Genomic DNA, 16,034 nt, shown 5'->3' with positions numbered 1-16,034 from the left:
TGCAGATGATAGCATTAAACTTCCCTTCCTATAATTTTAGGTTCAAAAATAAAGAAAATAAACTAGCTATATTCGATGTTATTCGTAAAAAGTTTATTTTACTAACCCCAGAAGAATGGGTGCGCCAACATGTAATTCACTTTTTAATAGAAGAAAAAAATATCCCAAAACAACTTCTAAATGTAGAGAAACAATTACTAATCAATAAGCTAAGCAAACGCTATGATGTGCTGGCCTACTTACCTTCTGGAAAGATTCAACTTATTGTAGAATGCAAAGCCCCTAGTGTGAAAATTACCCAAGAAACCTTCGACCAAATAGCGCGTTATAATTTAGTAACCCAAGCTAACTATCTTATGGTAACCAATGGTATAAAACATTACTTTTGTAAAATGAATTATAAAGAAAAACGTTACGATTTCTTAATCGATATCCCTGCTTATTCACATGAAAACAACTAAAGAAATTGCCGTTGTTATTTTAAATTGGAATGGTAGAAAACTCCTAGAAACCTTTTTGCCTTCCGTGGTAAACTATTCGCCAGAAGCACAGCTATATGTTGCCGATAATGCTTCTACAGACGATTCGGTAGATTTTTTACAAACAACCTACCCCGAAATTCAAATTATTCAACTCCCAGAAAACGGCGGTTATGCAAAAGGTTACAACCAAGCCTTACAACAAGTTAACGAACCCATCCATATCCTGCTAAATAGCGATGTTGAAGTAAGTAAAAATTGGCTCCCTCCTATTCTTGCACATTTTAAAAACCATCCTGAAACAGCTATTGCTCAACCTAAAATATTAGACTACAAAAAACCTAATTATTTTGAATATGCAGGTGCTGCCGGAGGTTTTATCGACAAACTAGGATACCCTTATTGTCGAGGCAGAATTTTTGACACGTTGGAGGAAGACACCCATCAATACAACAATTCTTGCCCTATATTCTGGGCAAGTGGGGCGTGTTTAGTAATTAGAAAAGAAGTATTTCTTTCCCTAAACGGCTTTGATGAAGATTACTTTGCCCATCAAGAAGAAATAGACCTTTGTTGGCGAGCTTTTAATAAAGGTTTCCAAAGTTATTACATAGCAGAAAGCACTGTTTACCATCTAGGAGGGGCGACACTTTCTAAAATGAATGCAAAAAAAACCTTCTTAAACTTTAGAAACTCTCTTTATAATTTATTGAAAAATGTAGCTACCCCAAAAGCCTATTTTTTAATATTTATCCGTTTATGTTTAGATGGCCTTGCTGGGGTGTTTTTTTTATGTCAAGGAAAACCTAAACACACGCTAGCAATCATACATGCTCACTTTAGTTTTTATAAAAATTCTGTTAAAATTTACAAGAAGAGAAATTCTAAAGTTAGTTATAAACCTTACAGCAACGTAAATGCCTTAATAATCAACTACTTTATTAAAAGCCAAAAAAATTATAAGAATCTAAAATAAAAACCTCAGATTAGGTTTTTTGTGTATTTTTGAAAATAAAAATTATAACCATGAAAAAAGTTTTTTTATTTGCTGCCGCTATTGCATTCACAACTTCGGCATGTGTATCTAAAAAGAAATTTGCAGATTTAGAAGACAAGTACACCGAAACACAGGACTTATTAAACACGGCTACTGTAAAGCTTAACGCTTGCCTAGAAGAAGATCGTGTACGCAGTACGCGTATGGAAGCCCTACAAGACCAAGTAAATACCTTAAAAAATACCAACTCTGCTTTACTTAATAGCCAAGGAGATTTAGCCACCCTATCTAAAAAAGGTGCTGAAAACTTAGAGCGTTCTTTAGAAAGTATCAAAGAGAAAGACTTACAAATTAAAACAATGCGTGATGCAATAAACAAGAAAGATTCTGTTACGCTTGCTTTAGTAACCAGCTTAAAAGGAGCTTTAGGAAACTTAAACGACGAAGATATTGAGATTAATGTAGAAAAAGGAGTTGTATTTGTTTCTATTTCTGATAAATTATTATTTAGAAGCGGAAGTACCACTGTTTCTGCCAGAGCTAAAGAAGTATTAGGAAAAGTAGCTACTGTAGTTAAAAACAAACCAGAGTTTGAATTTATGGTAGAAGGACATACAGATAACGTGCCTATTAGAAACAACTGTATGACAGATAACTGGGATTTAAGTGTAAAACGTGCAACTTCTATTGTGCGAATTTTACAAAACGACTTTGATGTTGACCCAGCTAGAATGACGGCTGCAGGACGTAGTGAATATATCCCTATTGCTTCAAATGAAACATCTGCTGGAAAAGCTGCTAACCGTAGAACTAGAATTGTAGTACTACCTAAATTAGATCAGTTTTATAGCATGATTGAAGAAGGAATGAAAAAAGCTAGTGCTAACGAATAAGCTAAACCTTATTACATACCCATAAAAAGCCTCGAAACACGAGGCTTTTTTTTATGACAAAAAGTAAGGCGTATATTGCCAAACTCTAAATTCTAACGTATTACCCACTAAGGATTTTTTCTTCATTGCCTTATAAAGCTGCATGCTTCCTACAGCTCTATTTGCAGCACCAGAAGGCGCGGTTAAAGAAACAGTTTTTATCTCTCTACCATCCAATAGCAAACGGTGTTCTTTAGGTGTTTTAGCTTCTATTTGCTCCAATTTTAAATCGTAATTTTTTAATACTTTTCTAAAAAAATACTCAGGTCCATTTTTAGCGTTCCCTCCCATAAATAAAAGTTGCTTTATACTTTCGTGCTGTTTTAAAATGGCTATTAAATCTCGTAATTCTGGTTGTTTTATTCCCAAATCAGAAGCATCTATTTTTTCACGATAAGCAACAGCTACCATATCACAAATTCCAATCTTGTGCGTTTTTAAAAACGTTTTGCGTTGGTTTATAGCTACCGGGGTGTTTTTGTAAGTTAAATCTAAATTAAAAATATCCGATAGAATTTTCCAAAGCTGACCATCTCGACTTCCATAGCAAAAATTTACATCTCCTGGCTTTAAATGCCCCGTAGTAAATCTTGGCGGCGGTAAAGTTCCTACAATTAATTTGGTGGTATTATCTGGAATAAAAGCAGGATATGGATGACTATGCTTAAACATTTTCTTGGAAATTTATAAAACAGGAAGTTTGGTAAAGTTAAACATTTTTAAAAAAGGGAAGCTTACTAAATAAATTACTTAATTTTATATAAGCAACCTGCATTTTACCCCAACCAATTTTTTTGGTCGAGACTTGCCTAAGGGTTGCTTTTTATTTATGGAATAGATAAATATATGTAAGCTTCTCCTTTTTAAGACACTCAACTATTGATTATTCGTTCTACTAACAAAAAAACAAAGCCGTTTAAAACGGCTTATATAAAATCAACTCAGGCAAAGTTATAGGCCTGTGCAGCGGCGATGTTATTAACAGTTATTTTCAACATCCGCAATACATTTCAATCTCCGTATTTTTTTCGGTTTGTTTTATTTCAAAATAGCAACCAGCTCCATCATCGGTTGGGCCAAATTTTGTTTTATCCGAATTCCACCCGTGTTCAATATTCATCGGTGAACTTTTAAAAATTAGTTCAACCCATTGAATTAAACTTTGCTTTTCAGTTTTCGGTAAAATAAGTTTTGTTGTTATTCCTCCAGCTTCTCTACATTGCTCTTCCGAGTATACAATTCCACTTTCAAATTTCTGTTTAAAAGCACAAATGTTGTAATCAGAATAACTATACTTTTTAACTTCCAATTTTTCAGATTCCGCCTTGTAATTCCGATTTAGGTATAAGTATATCACATCTTGCGAATAATTGTTTTTTTTCAATTCCGCATTTAGTTCCTCAACATTTGGTTTTTTTAGCTCAAAATCTTGTGCGCTGCCAAGTATTGGTAAAATCAAAAATAATAAAATTGATAATCTCGATTTCATAATTATTTATAAAGCTCTGATAAATGTGGTTATTTATGTTAAAACATCATTCTCAAATATACAATTTTTTATGTTAAAACATGAGTTTTATCAAGTTGTTTAAGGCTAATCATTTTTTCATCTGTAAATGTTTTTAACTTGTATGTTAGGGACTTATTCTTCCATTGTTTGGTAAAGGGACATGGCTTTTGAGCCTTGAATATATAACAAAATATTTTTTGTTGAGGAAATGTCTTTTTTGGAATATGTGTGGTAATTTATCGTATCGTTCTCCAACACAACTGAATGATGTTTAAATGCTTTTATAATTTTCATTCTTTGCCCTAAGGATATGTGACAAACACATAAAAATAGAATTATTGTGAGTAATCTCATTTTAATTATTTTATTTAATGACTAATAAAAAACTATTTGTTACACTTTTTATTAAGTTAACCTACGTTTTTTTCTAATCTCTAATCCTAAAGTATAACTACAGATTGCAATACTTATTTTTAAGCTATTAAAAAAAGTTTTTACCATTGCTAAATTAGGGATTCCCTACAATGAAAACTATGTATTAGTTCTAGCAAAAGGGTAGATCAAAAAAGAGGAATAAATGTAGAGTTAAAATCTGTTTATAAAGATTTTGACACAGGTAATGTATGTCTCAAATTTAATGTAGAAAAGAGTTGGTTTTTACTTCAGTTCTTTGTTAGGGCTAGTTTTTTATATCATTTTTTGGGGAATTAATGCATTTCCATTCTTAAATTCAGAATCGACTAGGTAAACATTTTTCATATCTTTAAATAAATTCTTTGAAATATGTTCAAATACAATCATTTGGAATTCACCTCCATTTTCGTTTCTTTCTTCAATGAATTTATCTAATAATTTAAAAGCCTGATTTATTTTGTAATCATCACTATGGTCTTTATCCAATCTTGTTTTACCATCATCTCCGTAATAAGGTCTACTTGGTTGGTCAATAACTATAAATGGAGCTACATAAGGAGATTTGTTTTTAAAAATTATTTCGTGTATTGCTAATGAAAAAAATAAATGTAAAAACATATGATTAGAACTACTTCCAACTTTTTCATAAAACGTTGTTTTAGGTTTTCTTAATAATAAAGATTTGGTTTTGTAATCAAACACAGGTAAAAAATATTTATAATTTTCCATTGCATTATCAACAGTAATCATATACTCTTGTATAATTTCTTCTATCAACTTTATTGTTAATTCTCTTTTTGTTTCTGTGTCAGTAATTATTATTGATTCTAGTTCTTCTTCTATTTTTTGTATTTCTGTTTTTACAGAAACTGATGGAGATGAGTCTGATTTTGAGTATAAGTTTATTTTGGCTTTTACTTCTCCTATAAACATATATTTTTCCTTCTCATTTTCGAAAATTTTATTCTCCTTGGGCAAGGATTCTAATTTATCTTCTAAAGAAGACAATTGTGTGGTTAATTGAGAAATTTCGTCTAAAACCTGTTTGTCAATTGGAGTTTTTGTTTTTCTAGCTTCTTTTATTTCATTTAGTTCGGTTGATAATTGTGAAATAAGACTTTTGAAATTATCTGTTTTAATTATTTTGTCTGTTTCTCTCTGAATAAAAGTTATAGGTTTTAAACTGTCTTCAACATCCGTTAGATTCTTTTTGAAAATAGAATATTCATTAGTGAAATCTTTTAAATTCTTGATTTTTCGTTTAATAATATTTCTTTCTTTTTCTAATTTTGCTCTTTCAATACCTGTTCCAGTTTCTATTATAGCACCATTTACAACTTCATTTAATTCGCTTACGGCTTCTTTTTCAACTGTATCAGGATTTATTAAGGAAAATTCTTTAGCTTTTTTAACTAATGCTTTTTGTTCTCGTTGAAAATATTCTGTTTTTTTAGATATTTCAGATTCTTTACGTTTTAGTTTTGCTAGTTTCTTTTCTAATTCTACTTTTTTCTCTTTTTTTAATATGTTTTCTATTTTTTCTATACCAGTTGCAATATCAAAAATTCTAGGTAACGCATCTCTGTATCTCGATTCATTCTGCTTATCAAAAAATGTTCCTTGTGAGTTTGTTATAAGGTCTTGAGAAATAGTATTAAACATCAAGAAATATCGTAAGGAAATCTTAGAACCAACTTTAATATTGTTACTACCATAACCAATAGGGAATGATACCGTTTTATCTATACTAAATTCTGTTTCTATTAGTGATTTTATATTTTCTTGAGTATTGTTTGATTCTGGAATTGTTATTGGGATTTCACCTGTAGATGAAAAATAATATTCACTTGAAACATTTCCTTCAAATAAAGCTTTTCTTCCAATGGTATATTTTTTATCATTTATGTTTATTTTTAATCCATACCAAGAAACATTCTCATTAATAATACTTTCTGAAATTGTTGAGTTACTAGAAAAATAACAATAATCTATTATTTCTAAAATAGCTGTCTTTCCAGTATTACTATCTCCTGTGATTACATTAACCTTGTTTGGTTTAAACTCTAATTCTCTTTTTTTTCCATTCTTAAGCCAAAGAATTATTTTTTCAATATTATATTTCATAATTCTATTCTAAGATTTAAGTAAAGTTTTTCAGTATTTTCATTTAGTAGTTTTGATACATTTTGAGATGCTGAATTTATTTTATCAGCTCTTTTCCCCATAGTTTTCTCAAAATTAAAGTGTTGATTATTTATTAAATTACCATCTTTAATTGAAATGCTATTAGTCTCAATTAAAAGTTGTATTGCATTTAGTGAATTAGCTAATGTATCATAATACCTTTTATTAAAATTTGAAAATAAAGGAGTCTTTTCAGATATTAATTTTTCAATACTTTTTATTTCTGTTGTTTTTCTTGATAAATGTGCTGTTAAAGCTTTACTTGTAAATAAAGGCATAATAAGTAAAACTTTAGATAAAGAGAGCTCTTTAGATAAAGACAAAACAGAGCTTATGGCTATAGAGGTGATTCCAATATTGTTATAGTTTTCTAAATTCATTTTTTATGTTTTTCCCAATCTTTTTTCCATCCAATTTTTGGTATATCGGATAAGTAATAAAATTCTCCATTACTTAATTCTGTGCCTAATTCTTGTCCGTCAATTCTAAGGTTTTCCTCTCTTAAGTGATTAACAATATCCAAACTAGAATCATTATTAAAGCCCGATTTATTTGTTAATGCTCTAAACTTATTAGACCATTTTAATATAGCTTCATTTCTATAATTATCGATCTCTTCTATTGTAATTTCACCTTCAGTATGCCATTTAGCTATGTTGTTTTCTAGTTTAAGCTTAAAACGTGTAAACTGAGCAATTAACTCAATGTCATCAGTTTTAATATCATTAATTTCTAGTAGCTGTTTAATAAATGTTTGATTTTCAAGTTTGTCAGGTAAGCTCATTGTTAGAGGTAAAATTTGTAGCTTTTCTGTTCGGGTATTATTAAAATACTTTCTGTATTTTTTCTGAAAATCTTCAAAACTGATTTGAATTTTATTACCAGTTTTAATTTCTATAAAATTATCTTCTCTTATCCTTGAATCAATTTTTGCAAAAACATCATCAACTTTATTTTTTGGAATTAATTTTGTTTCTATTGCGTCTTTACAATTTTGAAGTATTTCATCTTCACCTAGTTCAAAAGTGATTTTTGATATATAATTATTAAGAACATTTTTATCTAAAAGTAAAAATTCGTTAATGTATTTTTTTATTGTATCATTCTCTGATTTTTCCTCAAATTTCTTGATGTTTTTGATGAAATTATCAATAGAAATAGTCTTGTTCTTTAGTTTTTCTATATTGTCAATAATTTGATTTTTAGAGCTATGATTTTTATTACTCCACATCACAAAATGAGATTTATGAACAAATTCCAATTGTGACTTTACTTCTTTCCGGTTGTCATTTTCATCACTTATTACTTTCGCCCAATTATATAACGTTTTCCATAAATCAATATCAGAAGCGGTCATATTTTTTATATCACCCTGCTTGTTTTTTTGTACAGAGTGCTTAACTTGATAAAAAATATTAATATCATTTTCTAGTTCAGTGTGTACATCATCTTTTACCTCTAAACCAACAGATTCACCTTTATTTAGGGTTAATAATTTCCACAAGAAAAAGTAATATTGAAAATCGAATCCAATTGATTTTGTTTCGGCTCCTGTTTTCTCAATATGTGTTTTATTACTCATATAGTATTTTGTTTTGGAAATTAGCCCTAACTTCTATATATCCCCAAATATATATAACTTTTTTAACATAAAACACTTCTTTGTATATAAGGCAGTGATTTTACTCTTTATAAAAAAAGCTTTTTTATCAAACACCCCCTAACAAAAAAAGACTGCCTTTTTAGGGCAGCCTTATATACACTTCAATCTATACCTAGATTTACTCTCCTTTTGTTAAATACATTTTAATTAAAAAGGTCACTACAAAACTAACTACAGCACCAATGCTGGCTAAAATAATCGTTTTAATTAGGTCTTCCGATGTTAATACAGGTAAAACACTACAAAGCGTTCCTCCTGCTGTACCAGAGATAAAAAAACTATTCTTCATCTTTTTCTAGCATTGGTGGTTCTTCTTCAACCGTTAGTTGGCTTACACCACTTAAAACGCCTCCTGCTACAGCCAAATAACCGCCTATTGTTACCACAATACTGGGCAATGCTACGGGGGCTGTTAAAATAACACCTCCAATACCAGCTATACTTAAACCTATGTTTCGTAAAACTTTAAAAAACTTAGGTGTTGGTTTTTTTGTTCGTTCGGATAAATTCATATCATCTTGAATTAAGAATTAATAATTAGAAATACAGGCTCTCTCCTTTTAAATACAGGGTATAACAATTGTTTTAATTGTTGGAACGCAATACGCGAGTTCAATCCTTTTCCTGGTCCACTTAACTGTTGTACTGGGGCTATACATCCTCGCAACTCACGCAAGGCATGGTTTGCAGGGTGTAATAAAATATGTTCCCGTTGGGGTACATCTACTACTTGTAAGTGCCATTTAAACCTAGGGCTATAACGCTTTTTTAGACGATATTTCCCTTCTGGGATACACGATTGTAAGCGAATATTATTTTGCCAAGGAAGCTCGATACAGTAGCAGATAAGCTGCCCTGCTAAAAAAAGAGCGCCATTACTCCCTTCTTCAAAATAACTTCGTTTTAAAACCAGTTCCATATTAAACCTGATCGACTAAAACTACTGCCAAGGTGTTATAAGCTCCATTTTTAAGCGGATACATCTCGGCGTTCACTTCCTGGAAAAACTCAACCCCCAACACCCCGATTACAGGCAGTACGCTATCGGCTTCTACAGTTGCTGTTAACGTACTAGCAGCTTGCTCGGTGGTTGAATGTGGCAAAATACTCGTTTGCTCCATCCCTAAATTAAAGTTGCTTTGCTCAAAATCGAGCGAGGCACCTGCAAAATTCAATCGGTAATGTGTGGTTCCCTGCGGAGCTGATATTCTTACCGCCGACTGGTAGCTAGCTAGCTGTAAACTCAGTGTTCCTGCTGTACGGTCTAAAGTACATTCAAACGGAGTAAATAGAGTTGCTCCTAGTTTTCCGTTTTGGTTAAACTCAAAACCTTTTAGCAGTTGCATGTTTCCATCTTGAACTTTACGCGCTCCACGGGCATTACTACTATCCGTTTTTACTACCCCCAACAGGTTACGGGTTAAACGCCCTACACAACGTTTGTCTTTTGCATTTTGAAGCAATACTTGTATCGCTGTCCGAATTAGCTTCCCTGCTTTACCTGCAGTAGCGAATTCTGCATTGTTTTCTCTTGTTCGTTGGAAAGCAGCATCGGTTGCTATTCGTTTAGCACTCACCCCGCCTTTTTCTCGGGCTAAATAACCATCGCTCGTTTTGTAAAAAGAGATTCCTCCTATGGTTCCTCTTAATTTTATAATACCTAATTGTTCTGCCATAATATTTAATTTTAAACAGTAAAAGAAAAAGAATGATTATAGGCTCATTCACTCAAACCTGATAAACCTCGATGCATCTTATAAAAGTTTACAAGCCAAAGATGAGCCCTTCTTCTTGTTGTTTTTCACAAGTTGGGAAGAACAGGGGATTTACTTTAACACATTATTAACATTTTACAGCTTAATAACTTTTACAATCCTAACAGGGTGACAGGTTTTCCCATTTAAAAGTAATTTTCCTAGCACTGGATCTTCTTTATAATACAATAAACCCGCACTAATAATTACCAAGCTGTTTACTGGAAAAGGATTACTTTGAAAGGTTTGCAATGGAACTTCTGTATAATTAGGCCTAACTTCTAGCTTAAACAGTTCTTGTTGATAAGGTTTATAATCGCTTTTTCGGAAAGCACTAAGCCAGTAACACACCTCTACTTGACCGGTAAACGGCAACCAATGCAGGTGTTTTTTAGGAATAAAACGCTGTTGCTGAAAACCAATGCGGTGCTGTTCATCTACCTGCCAGTTTATAAGGTTTAGCTCAGAAAATTCGTTATACTTACTCGCTGTATTAAATTCAAAGCCTTCTAGCAGTTTTGGTGTTCCATCCCATAAGTTTTTTCTCCCCAAAGGTAAAGCACTTTGAAATCGCATAGCTCTTAATATTTTTGTTCGAAGCCTGTTATGCATATCTGAACTGTGGTAATTCTGAACAAATTCTTGCATTCCAGAATTTATTTTCTTGGTAATATGGGATGAACTCCCAAAATCTGAAGCAGCACTTTTTGTATGTTTTGTTTGTTTGATATTTTTTCGCTCTGGCTTGGTCTGTATTACCATCTTTCCTTTCACAATTTTAAACACCAAATTTCCCAAACTTCCAATTAGCTGATTTTTATTATTTAAATGTGCCATAATTCATTACTTTTTTAGGTTATTTTTAATACATAGTTAGCCCATAGCTAAACTAAAATTAGCCCATTTTTTAGTGGACAATTTGTGGTCTCACCCTAGACTAGGTGTGGACTAGGTGTGGACTAGGTATGGCTTTGATAGGGGAAAAACATGATTTTTCCTAGAGGCTAATATTTAGCGTTTTTTGCTTGTTTTTTCACCAGCTGTTTTTCTGCTAAATTTTGAGCTTAATAAGCGATAAAAAGATTGTTTTTTTATCAAAAAACATACCTCATCAACAAGGTTTAAATCTTGTATTTTGGAGGTCATTTTTATAGCAAAAAAACTTAAAAAAAACCTTACTCATCGGCATCATATACCCGTTGCTCTAAGGCTAATTTTAGGTGATTTATAAACTTGGTTAACTGTATTTTTCTAGCCCGTATTTCTCCAAAAGTATGGTAAAGGTCTCCTAAGTCTATTTGAAATATTTTCTGAAATGCTGCGGCAATTTCCTTGAGGTCTGCATTACCACTATTTACCGCACGGGCAGAATATAAGGCATATACCAGCTCGGTCATTGCTGCCTTAGAGGCCGTCCATTTCAAATTATAAAGCGGGGGGTTATCTTCGGGGTGTTTACCTTCTTCTAGTTTTTTCAAGGCGTCTCGAATATAAGCTATAAGCCTATGCATTGCCTTTATCTTTGCCCATAACAAGCAATGTGAAGTATCAAACTCTAAGAATTTTGTATAATTTGTTATGGGCTTAAATGATGTTGTTGCGTGTTTTGTTTTCGAAAAAAAATGTTGATCTAAGTAAGTGTACCCTAACTCCATATAGCTTACAAAATCAGCGTTTCTATAAAAAAACCGGTTAATCTTTTTCAATTTTCTTTTAAGAAAACTTATCTGAAACTGTGCTCCTGCTTTAGGTTTTTGCAATTCATAATTTTTTAGCTCCATAAAATAAATCAAATAACTCATAGGAATTGGTTTTATATTTTTAAAAAAATAAACCTCAGCTGTAGTAGATTCAAAGCCTTTTTCTGCTATAAGCTCTCTTAGCTTTAGCAATGTTTGCGAACTCATGCTTATTCCCTGATTAGCTTTTATGAGCGATTTATTGTTTTTATTAAGTAAAGCTTCCACTTGTAATTGGTAAGTGTCAATAATTTTTTCAGCAGATTTCATAACGTTAAGGGTTTTAAGTTTTTATTGTTTACTTTCTAAATAATCCATTTTAAAATTTGAACTACTCTGTACATAGGCCATTTTCGCCTTGATTTCTGCTCCTAGTTTTTTCTTTTCAAAATTGGCACTAATCCCAAAATCAACTGTTTTAAAACCTGCGTTGTTTGCTTGTAAAATACTCTCATACAAAAGCTGCCTGTATGTTTGGTAATCTTTATTATAGTTATAGTTTATCCCTACTAAACTAGGAACATAAGTAACTCCTAAGTTTCTATAGCAAAACATTACCCCTATTGCTTTACTCATTGCTTTACCCTTTATTTTTATACTGATAAACTCCCAAGCTTTTGATTTGTTCATTTCTTGAAATACCGATATAGGATAGGTAAATGTGTTTAGCCCAAGGTTTTTATTTTTTACATTTTTGTACAATGCGTAATAATGTGTTAAGACACTAGGCGAAACCTCGCTGTGCACCTCTACCTCTACCAACTCTCGAAATGGCAAAATGTCTCTTTTAAAGTGTTTTTGAGAGCGTTTAGATAGCCTAACCAAAAAGCCTTCTAATGTGTTCCAATTAAGGTTTTCTATTAAACAAACTTCTGGCATGTTAAGCGTTATAAACCCTTGAGCTTGGAAAAGTTTATCGTATTTTACCGAAAAGTCAAAATCTCGTAAAACAATTTGTGATGCCTTATGGGTAAAAGCAATGTTCTCTAGGCTTGTAAAAAATAAGTTTTGAAGTGTTTTATCTGTTAATACCTTATCGTGAATATATAATGGCAGCCCATCTGAAAATAGCGAGCCTAAGCTTAACACATAGGAAGTAAATTTGTATTTATCATCCTTACGTTTATGCTCAAAGGCTTTAGAAACGGCAGGTTTAGCCAACACATCGTCTTTCCATAAACTTATGGTTAATGCTGCCATTAGCATTAATTTATTATTGGCATCAAAAATTTGAATATAGAAAAACTTCCATTTATGCTCATCTGCTTTATGAGTCTTAAAACAATCTTCTATAAATTTAAAACCCTCCCAATCTAAAATTCCTTTTCCTTTAAAATGTTTATTCCATACATGCTTGTCTATTTGTGTAATGCTGTTTTGTTGTACAAGGGTATAATTTGTACTTTTAAGAGCTTGTTCTGGAAAAGAAAACTCTTTTTTAAAATATTTATTTAAGCGTTTTAACGAGTTTCCTGTAGCCCTCATTACCTTAGGGTACAAGCTTGCCAAGTTTTCTACAAGTTGACGTATTTCTGTTTTTTGATTATGCCTCGAGATTGTAATACGCAGGCCTGTTTTTATAGAGGGTACTGCCGGAAAAAGTCCCATATTTACATAAAAACCTCGTGCTAATAATTGCTGTGTAAGCTGATAGCCTGTTTCGGGGATACCCGTTGCTATAAAAAACACAGGCGATGAGTTGGTTTCTACTAAAGGAATTTTATACGCTGCCAAAAGCTTATTAAAATAATTTATTCGGTCTTGTAGCTCTTCTTGTAAAATGTTTATCTCGTCAGACAAATGGATTTTTGCAGCGGCAATAGCTGCCCCTACAGAAGCAGGGTCTAATTGTGCAGAAAACGTAAGCGAACCTCCAAACGTTTTAATTTTTTGCTGCATCAGTTTATCTCCGCAGATAATAAAAGAGCCATTAGCCCCAAAAGTTTTACTCAACGTACCAATAAGCACTACCTGAGCAGGTAATTGCTGAAGCTGTTCGTATACATAACCTCTGCCATGTTTCCCGAACCAACTCATGCCATGCACATCGTCAAAATACAAATGCAGTTGCTTATACTTTTGTGCTAGCTTTAGTAGGTCTTTAACTGGGGCAAAATCTCCATACATAGAGTAAACCCCATCTGCCATATACCATATTTTATCTACCTTAGCCCCTAACTCCTGTATTTTTGCTTCTAGCAAATCTAACCTGTTATGCCTTAGCAATTCAATTTTCACTCCTCTTAACTGCAATCGTTTTGCAGCATCTTGTACGCTCCAATGTACTTGGTGGTCTAATACTATTGCATCGTTATCGCCCACCACCACAGGTATAGCAGCCATATGAGCCAAAGTTGCATTTTTAGTAACCACCACGGGTTGGTTGTATAAGGTATGTAAAAGCTTTTCTAGCTCCTCATATAAAGGATGTGCGATATAAGATTTTGACAACGGAAATTGCGTACCAAAATCATCTATAGCTTGCTTTGCAGCTTCTTTTAAACGCTTATCCTGCTCTAAGCCTAGATACCCTGTGGTACCAAAATGAAACGCCTTACTACCTCCTATTTGTATGGTTCTCCCATCAAAGGTTTTTCCTTGCATTTTTAAGTGTAGTATTTTTAGCTTTTTAGCATAGCTAAAAACATGATCTACCGTGTCTAAAAAATGATTGTGTTTTACTTTTGCCATAATCTCTAAATTTAAGTTTAACATGTCCTAAAAAATTTAGGCTGACAAAAATTAATCATTTTAAGTATAGAGAAACGAAAGTGTCGAAAAGTAATCCCTTAAAGATAAGTTTTTCTCCCTTAAGTATAAGTTTTTCATAAAAAACCTCATTAACTTATGAAAAAATAGCTTGCAATAAAGATTATTTTCTTAAATTAATAGAAAATTACCAGTAGCCATGAATTTCTTAAGAACCAATTATGGGGAAATCCTCCTTGATGAGGATATTCTTTATTTTACCTACTTCCCTATTACTAACTTTGATATCAACTTGGCAGAAGCCATTGTATCTGACCGCTTGCACCTGCAAAAAGACCAAGCCTACCCTGTATTATGCGATATGAGCAATATAAATTACCCTAATTTAGAAGCTAGGAGGTATTTAGCTACACAAGGCTCTCTACTTATTAAGGCGGTTGCCTATTTAGTTTCTTCAAAAATTAGCGCACAACTTACCAACTTTTTTATCAGGGTTAACCACCCTCCTATTCCAACAAAAGTTTTTACCGATAAAGAACAGGCAATAACTTACTTAAAGCTTTTTAAATGACACCTAGATTAAAAAACAAAGAGGAGCGCCTTGAAGAGTTACGAAAAATGATTTATGAATTGGCAAACGGAAATTTTTCGCATCGCATTAAGCTTACGAATATACATGACGATATTGAATCGTTTAGCCTTATGTTAAATATGCTAGCCGAAGAGTTGGGGAGTTTTTTTATTCATCCGGCTTCTTTCCACAAAAAAAACATCCTTAAGCCCTATACCTTACTCTTAGATGCAGATTTTAAAATTATCGATGCTAATCCTATTTTCTTAAAGTTATTAAACCTCCCCTCAAAAAAAATCCTGCTAAAACCCATCCAACAATTTTTAACCCCTTTTACTCATAAAAAGCTACTAGAGGCACTTAACACCTCGTTAAATAAAGAAAAAGCAGCGCCAATAAACATACTTCTTCGTTTTTTACCTTTTAATATGTCGCCTCTAAATTGTTGGGGCTATTGCCACCGTTTAACCGCTTTAAACAAAACACTTTACTTTATTAGGGGCTTGCCTATAGGTTACCACAACCCTCATAACAAGCTGGTAGTTTCTAAAAAAGCTTCCTTATTTCCCCATGATAATAGTTTACAATACCAAGCCGATACTCAAAAAATAAGAGCCATACATAAATATATTTTAAAGCACTTGCATAAACCCCTACCTCCTATTAGTACCTTATCTAAACAATTTCATATCAATGAGCATAAACTAAAAAAAGGCTTTAAGCAATTATACCAAACCACTATTTTTAAATTTCATTTAGAAAAGCGTTTAGAGCAAGCCATGCTTATGGTAAAATATACCTCGCTCCCATTTAAAGCTATAACCCGTTTATCAGGATTTAAACAGCCTACACATTTCTCTAGAACTTTTAAAGCAAAGTACATTTATAGCCCAAGGCATTACCGCAAAAAATTTTCTACTCCTTAAAGATATCTAAATTTTAGTTTTTATAGGTTTTAAAAATTCCTTTAAAATAGGCTTGACTTTTTGGTTCGTTTGGTGTTAAGATAAAATGAATGGATAATAAACTTGATTGTATTTACTTTTTACCTATACATTTTAACCAAACCCTTTTAAGCTTTT

Annotated in this window: 17 protein-coding genes; 5 read left to right on the top strand and 12 right to left on the bottom strand. The window is 32.2% G+C overall.

Going from position 1 to position 16,034, the window contains the following annotated elements:
* Positions 1–5 precede the first annotated feature (5 nt).
* Genes GGR32_RS11055 through GGR32_RS11045 form a run of 3 tightly spaced genes read left to right on the top strand, consistent with a single transcriptional unit; the run spans position 6 to position 2,369 of the window.
* Entirely contained in the window at positions 6–461 is a 456-nt protein-coding gene (locus GGR32_RS11055) for a type I restriction enzyme HsdR N-terminal domain-containing protein (RefSeq protein WP_183478264.1), read from the top strand.
* The gene (locus GGR32_RS11050) at positions 448–1,455 is read left to right on the top strand and encodes a glycosyltransferase family 2 protein (RefSeq protein ID WP_183478263.1); all 1,008 of its coding nucleotides are present in this window, start codon (positions 448–450) and stop codon (positions 1,453–1,455) included. The genes GGR32_RS11055 and GGR32_RS11050 overlap by 14 nt, the downstream gene beginning before the upstream one ends.
* A 50-nt stretch (positions 1,456–1,505) precedes the next feature.
* Positions 1,506–2,369: an OmpA/MotB family protein gene (locus tag GGR32_RS11045; protein WP_183478262.1), complete on the top strand. Its 864-nt coding sequence runs from the start codon at positions 1,506–1,508 to the stop codon at positions 2,367–2,369.
* A gap of 51 nt (positions 2,370–2,420) precedes the next feature.
* On the opposite strand, the gene GGR32_RS11040 is transcribed toward GGR32_RS11045, so the two are convergent.
* The 12 genes from GGR32_RS11040 to GGR32_RS10985 form a co-directional block, all read right to left on the bottom strand.
* Positions 2,421–3,080, bottom strand: coding sequence for a uracil-DNA glycosylase family protein (locus tag GGR32_RS11040; protein ID WP_183478261.1), 660 nt, complete (start codon positions 3,078–3,080; stop codon positions 2,421–2,423).
* A 319-nt stretch (positions 3,081–3,399) separates the two neighbouring features.
* Complete coding sequence (locus GGR32_RS11035; protein ID WP_183478260.1) at positions 3,400–3,897, bottom strand: hypothetical protein; 498 nt, start codon at positions 3,895–3,897, stop codon at positions 3,400–3,402.
* A gap of 708 nt (positions 3,898–4,605) precedes the next feature.
* Entirely contained in the window at positions 4,606–6,456 is a 1,851-nt protein-coding gene (locus tag GGR32_RS11030; protein ID WP_183478259.1) for a DUF3732 domain-containing protein, read from the bottom strand.
* Positions 6,453–6,896, bottom strand: coding sequence for a three component ABC system middle component (locus tag GGR32_RS11025; protein WP_183478258.1), 444 nt, complete (start codon positions 6,894–6,896; stop codon positions 6,453–6,455). The genes GGR32_RS11030 and GGR32_RS11025 overlap by 4 nt, the downstream gene beginning before the upstream one ends.
* Positions 6,893–8,098, bottom strand: coding sequence for a hypothetical protein (locus GGR32_RS11020; protein WP_183478257.1), 1,206 nt, complete (start codon positions 8,096–8,098; stop codon positions 6,893–6,895). Before GGR32_RS11020 ends, GGR32_RS11025 begins: the two co-directional genes overlap by 4 nt.
* A gap of 199 nt (positions 8,099–8,297) precedes the next feature.
* Entirely contained in the window at positions 8,298–8,468 is a 171-nt protein-coding gene (locus GGR32_RS11015; protein ID WP_183478256.1) for a hypothetical protein, read from the bottom strand.
* Complete coding sequence (locus GGR32_RS11010) at positions 8,458–8,691, bottom strand: hypothetical protein (protein WP_183478255.1); 234 nt, start codon at positions 8,689–8,691, stop codon at positions 8,458–8,460. The genes GGR32_RS11015 and GGR32_RS11010 overlap by 11 nt, the downstream gene beginning before the upstream one ends.
* A gap of 11 nt (positions 8,692–8,702) precedes the next feature.
* A complete protein-coding gene (locus GGR32_RS11005) occupies positions 8,703–9,098 on the bottom strand; it encodes a DUF5675 family protein (RefSeq protein ID WP_183478254.1) in 396 nt (131 codons plus the stop codon).
* Position 9,099: 1 nt separating this feature from the next.
* Entirely contained in the window at positions 9,100–9,855 is a 756-nt protein-coding gene (locus GGR32_RS11000; RefSeq protein ID WP_183478253.1) for a hypothetical protein, read from the bottom strand.
* Between the two features lie 174 nt (positions 9,856–10,029).
* On the bottom strand, positions 10,030–10,770 hold the full coding sequence (locus tag GGR32_RS10995) for a hypothetical protein (RefSeq protein ID WP_183478252.1): 741 nt from the start codon (positions 10,768–10,770) through the stop codon (positions 10,030–10,032).
* 338 nt (positions 10,771–11,108) lie between these two features.
* Positions 11,109–11,942: an RteC domain-containing protein gene (locus tag GGR32_RS10990; protein WP_183478251.1), complete on the bottom strand. Its 834-nt coding sequence runs from the start codon at positions 11,940–11,942 to the stop codon at positions 11,109–11,111.
* Positions 11,943–11,963: 21 nt separating this feature from the next.
* Complete coding sequence (locus GGR32_RS10985) at positions 11,964–14,363, bottom strand: aminotransferase class I/II-fold pyridoxal phosphate-dependent enzyme (RefSeq protein ID WP_183478250.1); 2,400 nt, start codon at positions 14,361–14,363, stop codon at positions 11,964–11,966.
* A gap of 217 nt (positions 14,364–14,580) precedes the next feature.
* Between GGR32_RS10985 and GGR32_RS10980 the strand changes: the two genes are divergently transcribed.
* Together GGR32_RS10980 and GGR32_RS10975 are read left to right on the top strand one after the other, a co-directional pair.
* Positions 14,581–14,952 (top strand): DUF7793 family protein, encoded by a 372-nt coding sequence (locus tag GGR32_RS10980; protein WP_183478249.1) that lies wholly within the window; start codon positions 14,581–14,583, stop codon positions 14,950–14,952.
* Entirely contained in the window at positions 14,949–15,878 is a 930-nt protein-coding gene (locus tag GGR32_RS10975) for a helix-turn-helix domain-containing protein (protein WP_183478248.1), read from the top strand. Before GGR32_RS10980 ends, GGR32_RS10975 begins: the two co-directional genes overlap by 4 nt.
* Positions 15,879–16,034: the final 156 nt, after the last annotated feature.

This window comes from Mesonia hippocampi (assembly GCF_014197445.1).
Classification (GTDB): Bacteria; Bacteroidota; Bacteroidia; order Flavobacteriales; family Flavobacteriaceae; genus Mesonia; species Mesonia hippocampi.
The sequence above is the reverse complement of the archived record's forward strand: the minus strand, read 5'-3'. Positions and strand labels throughout refer to the sequence as shown.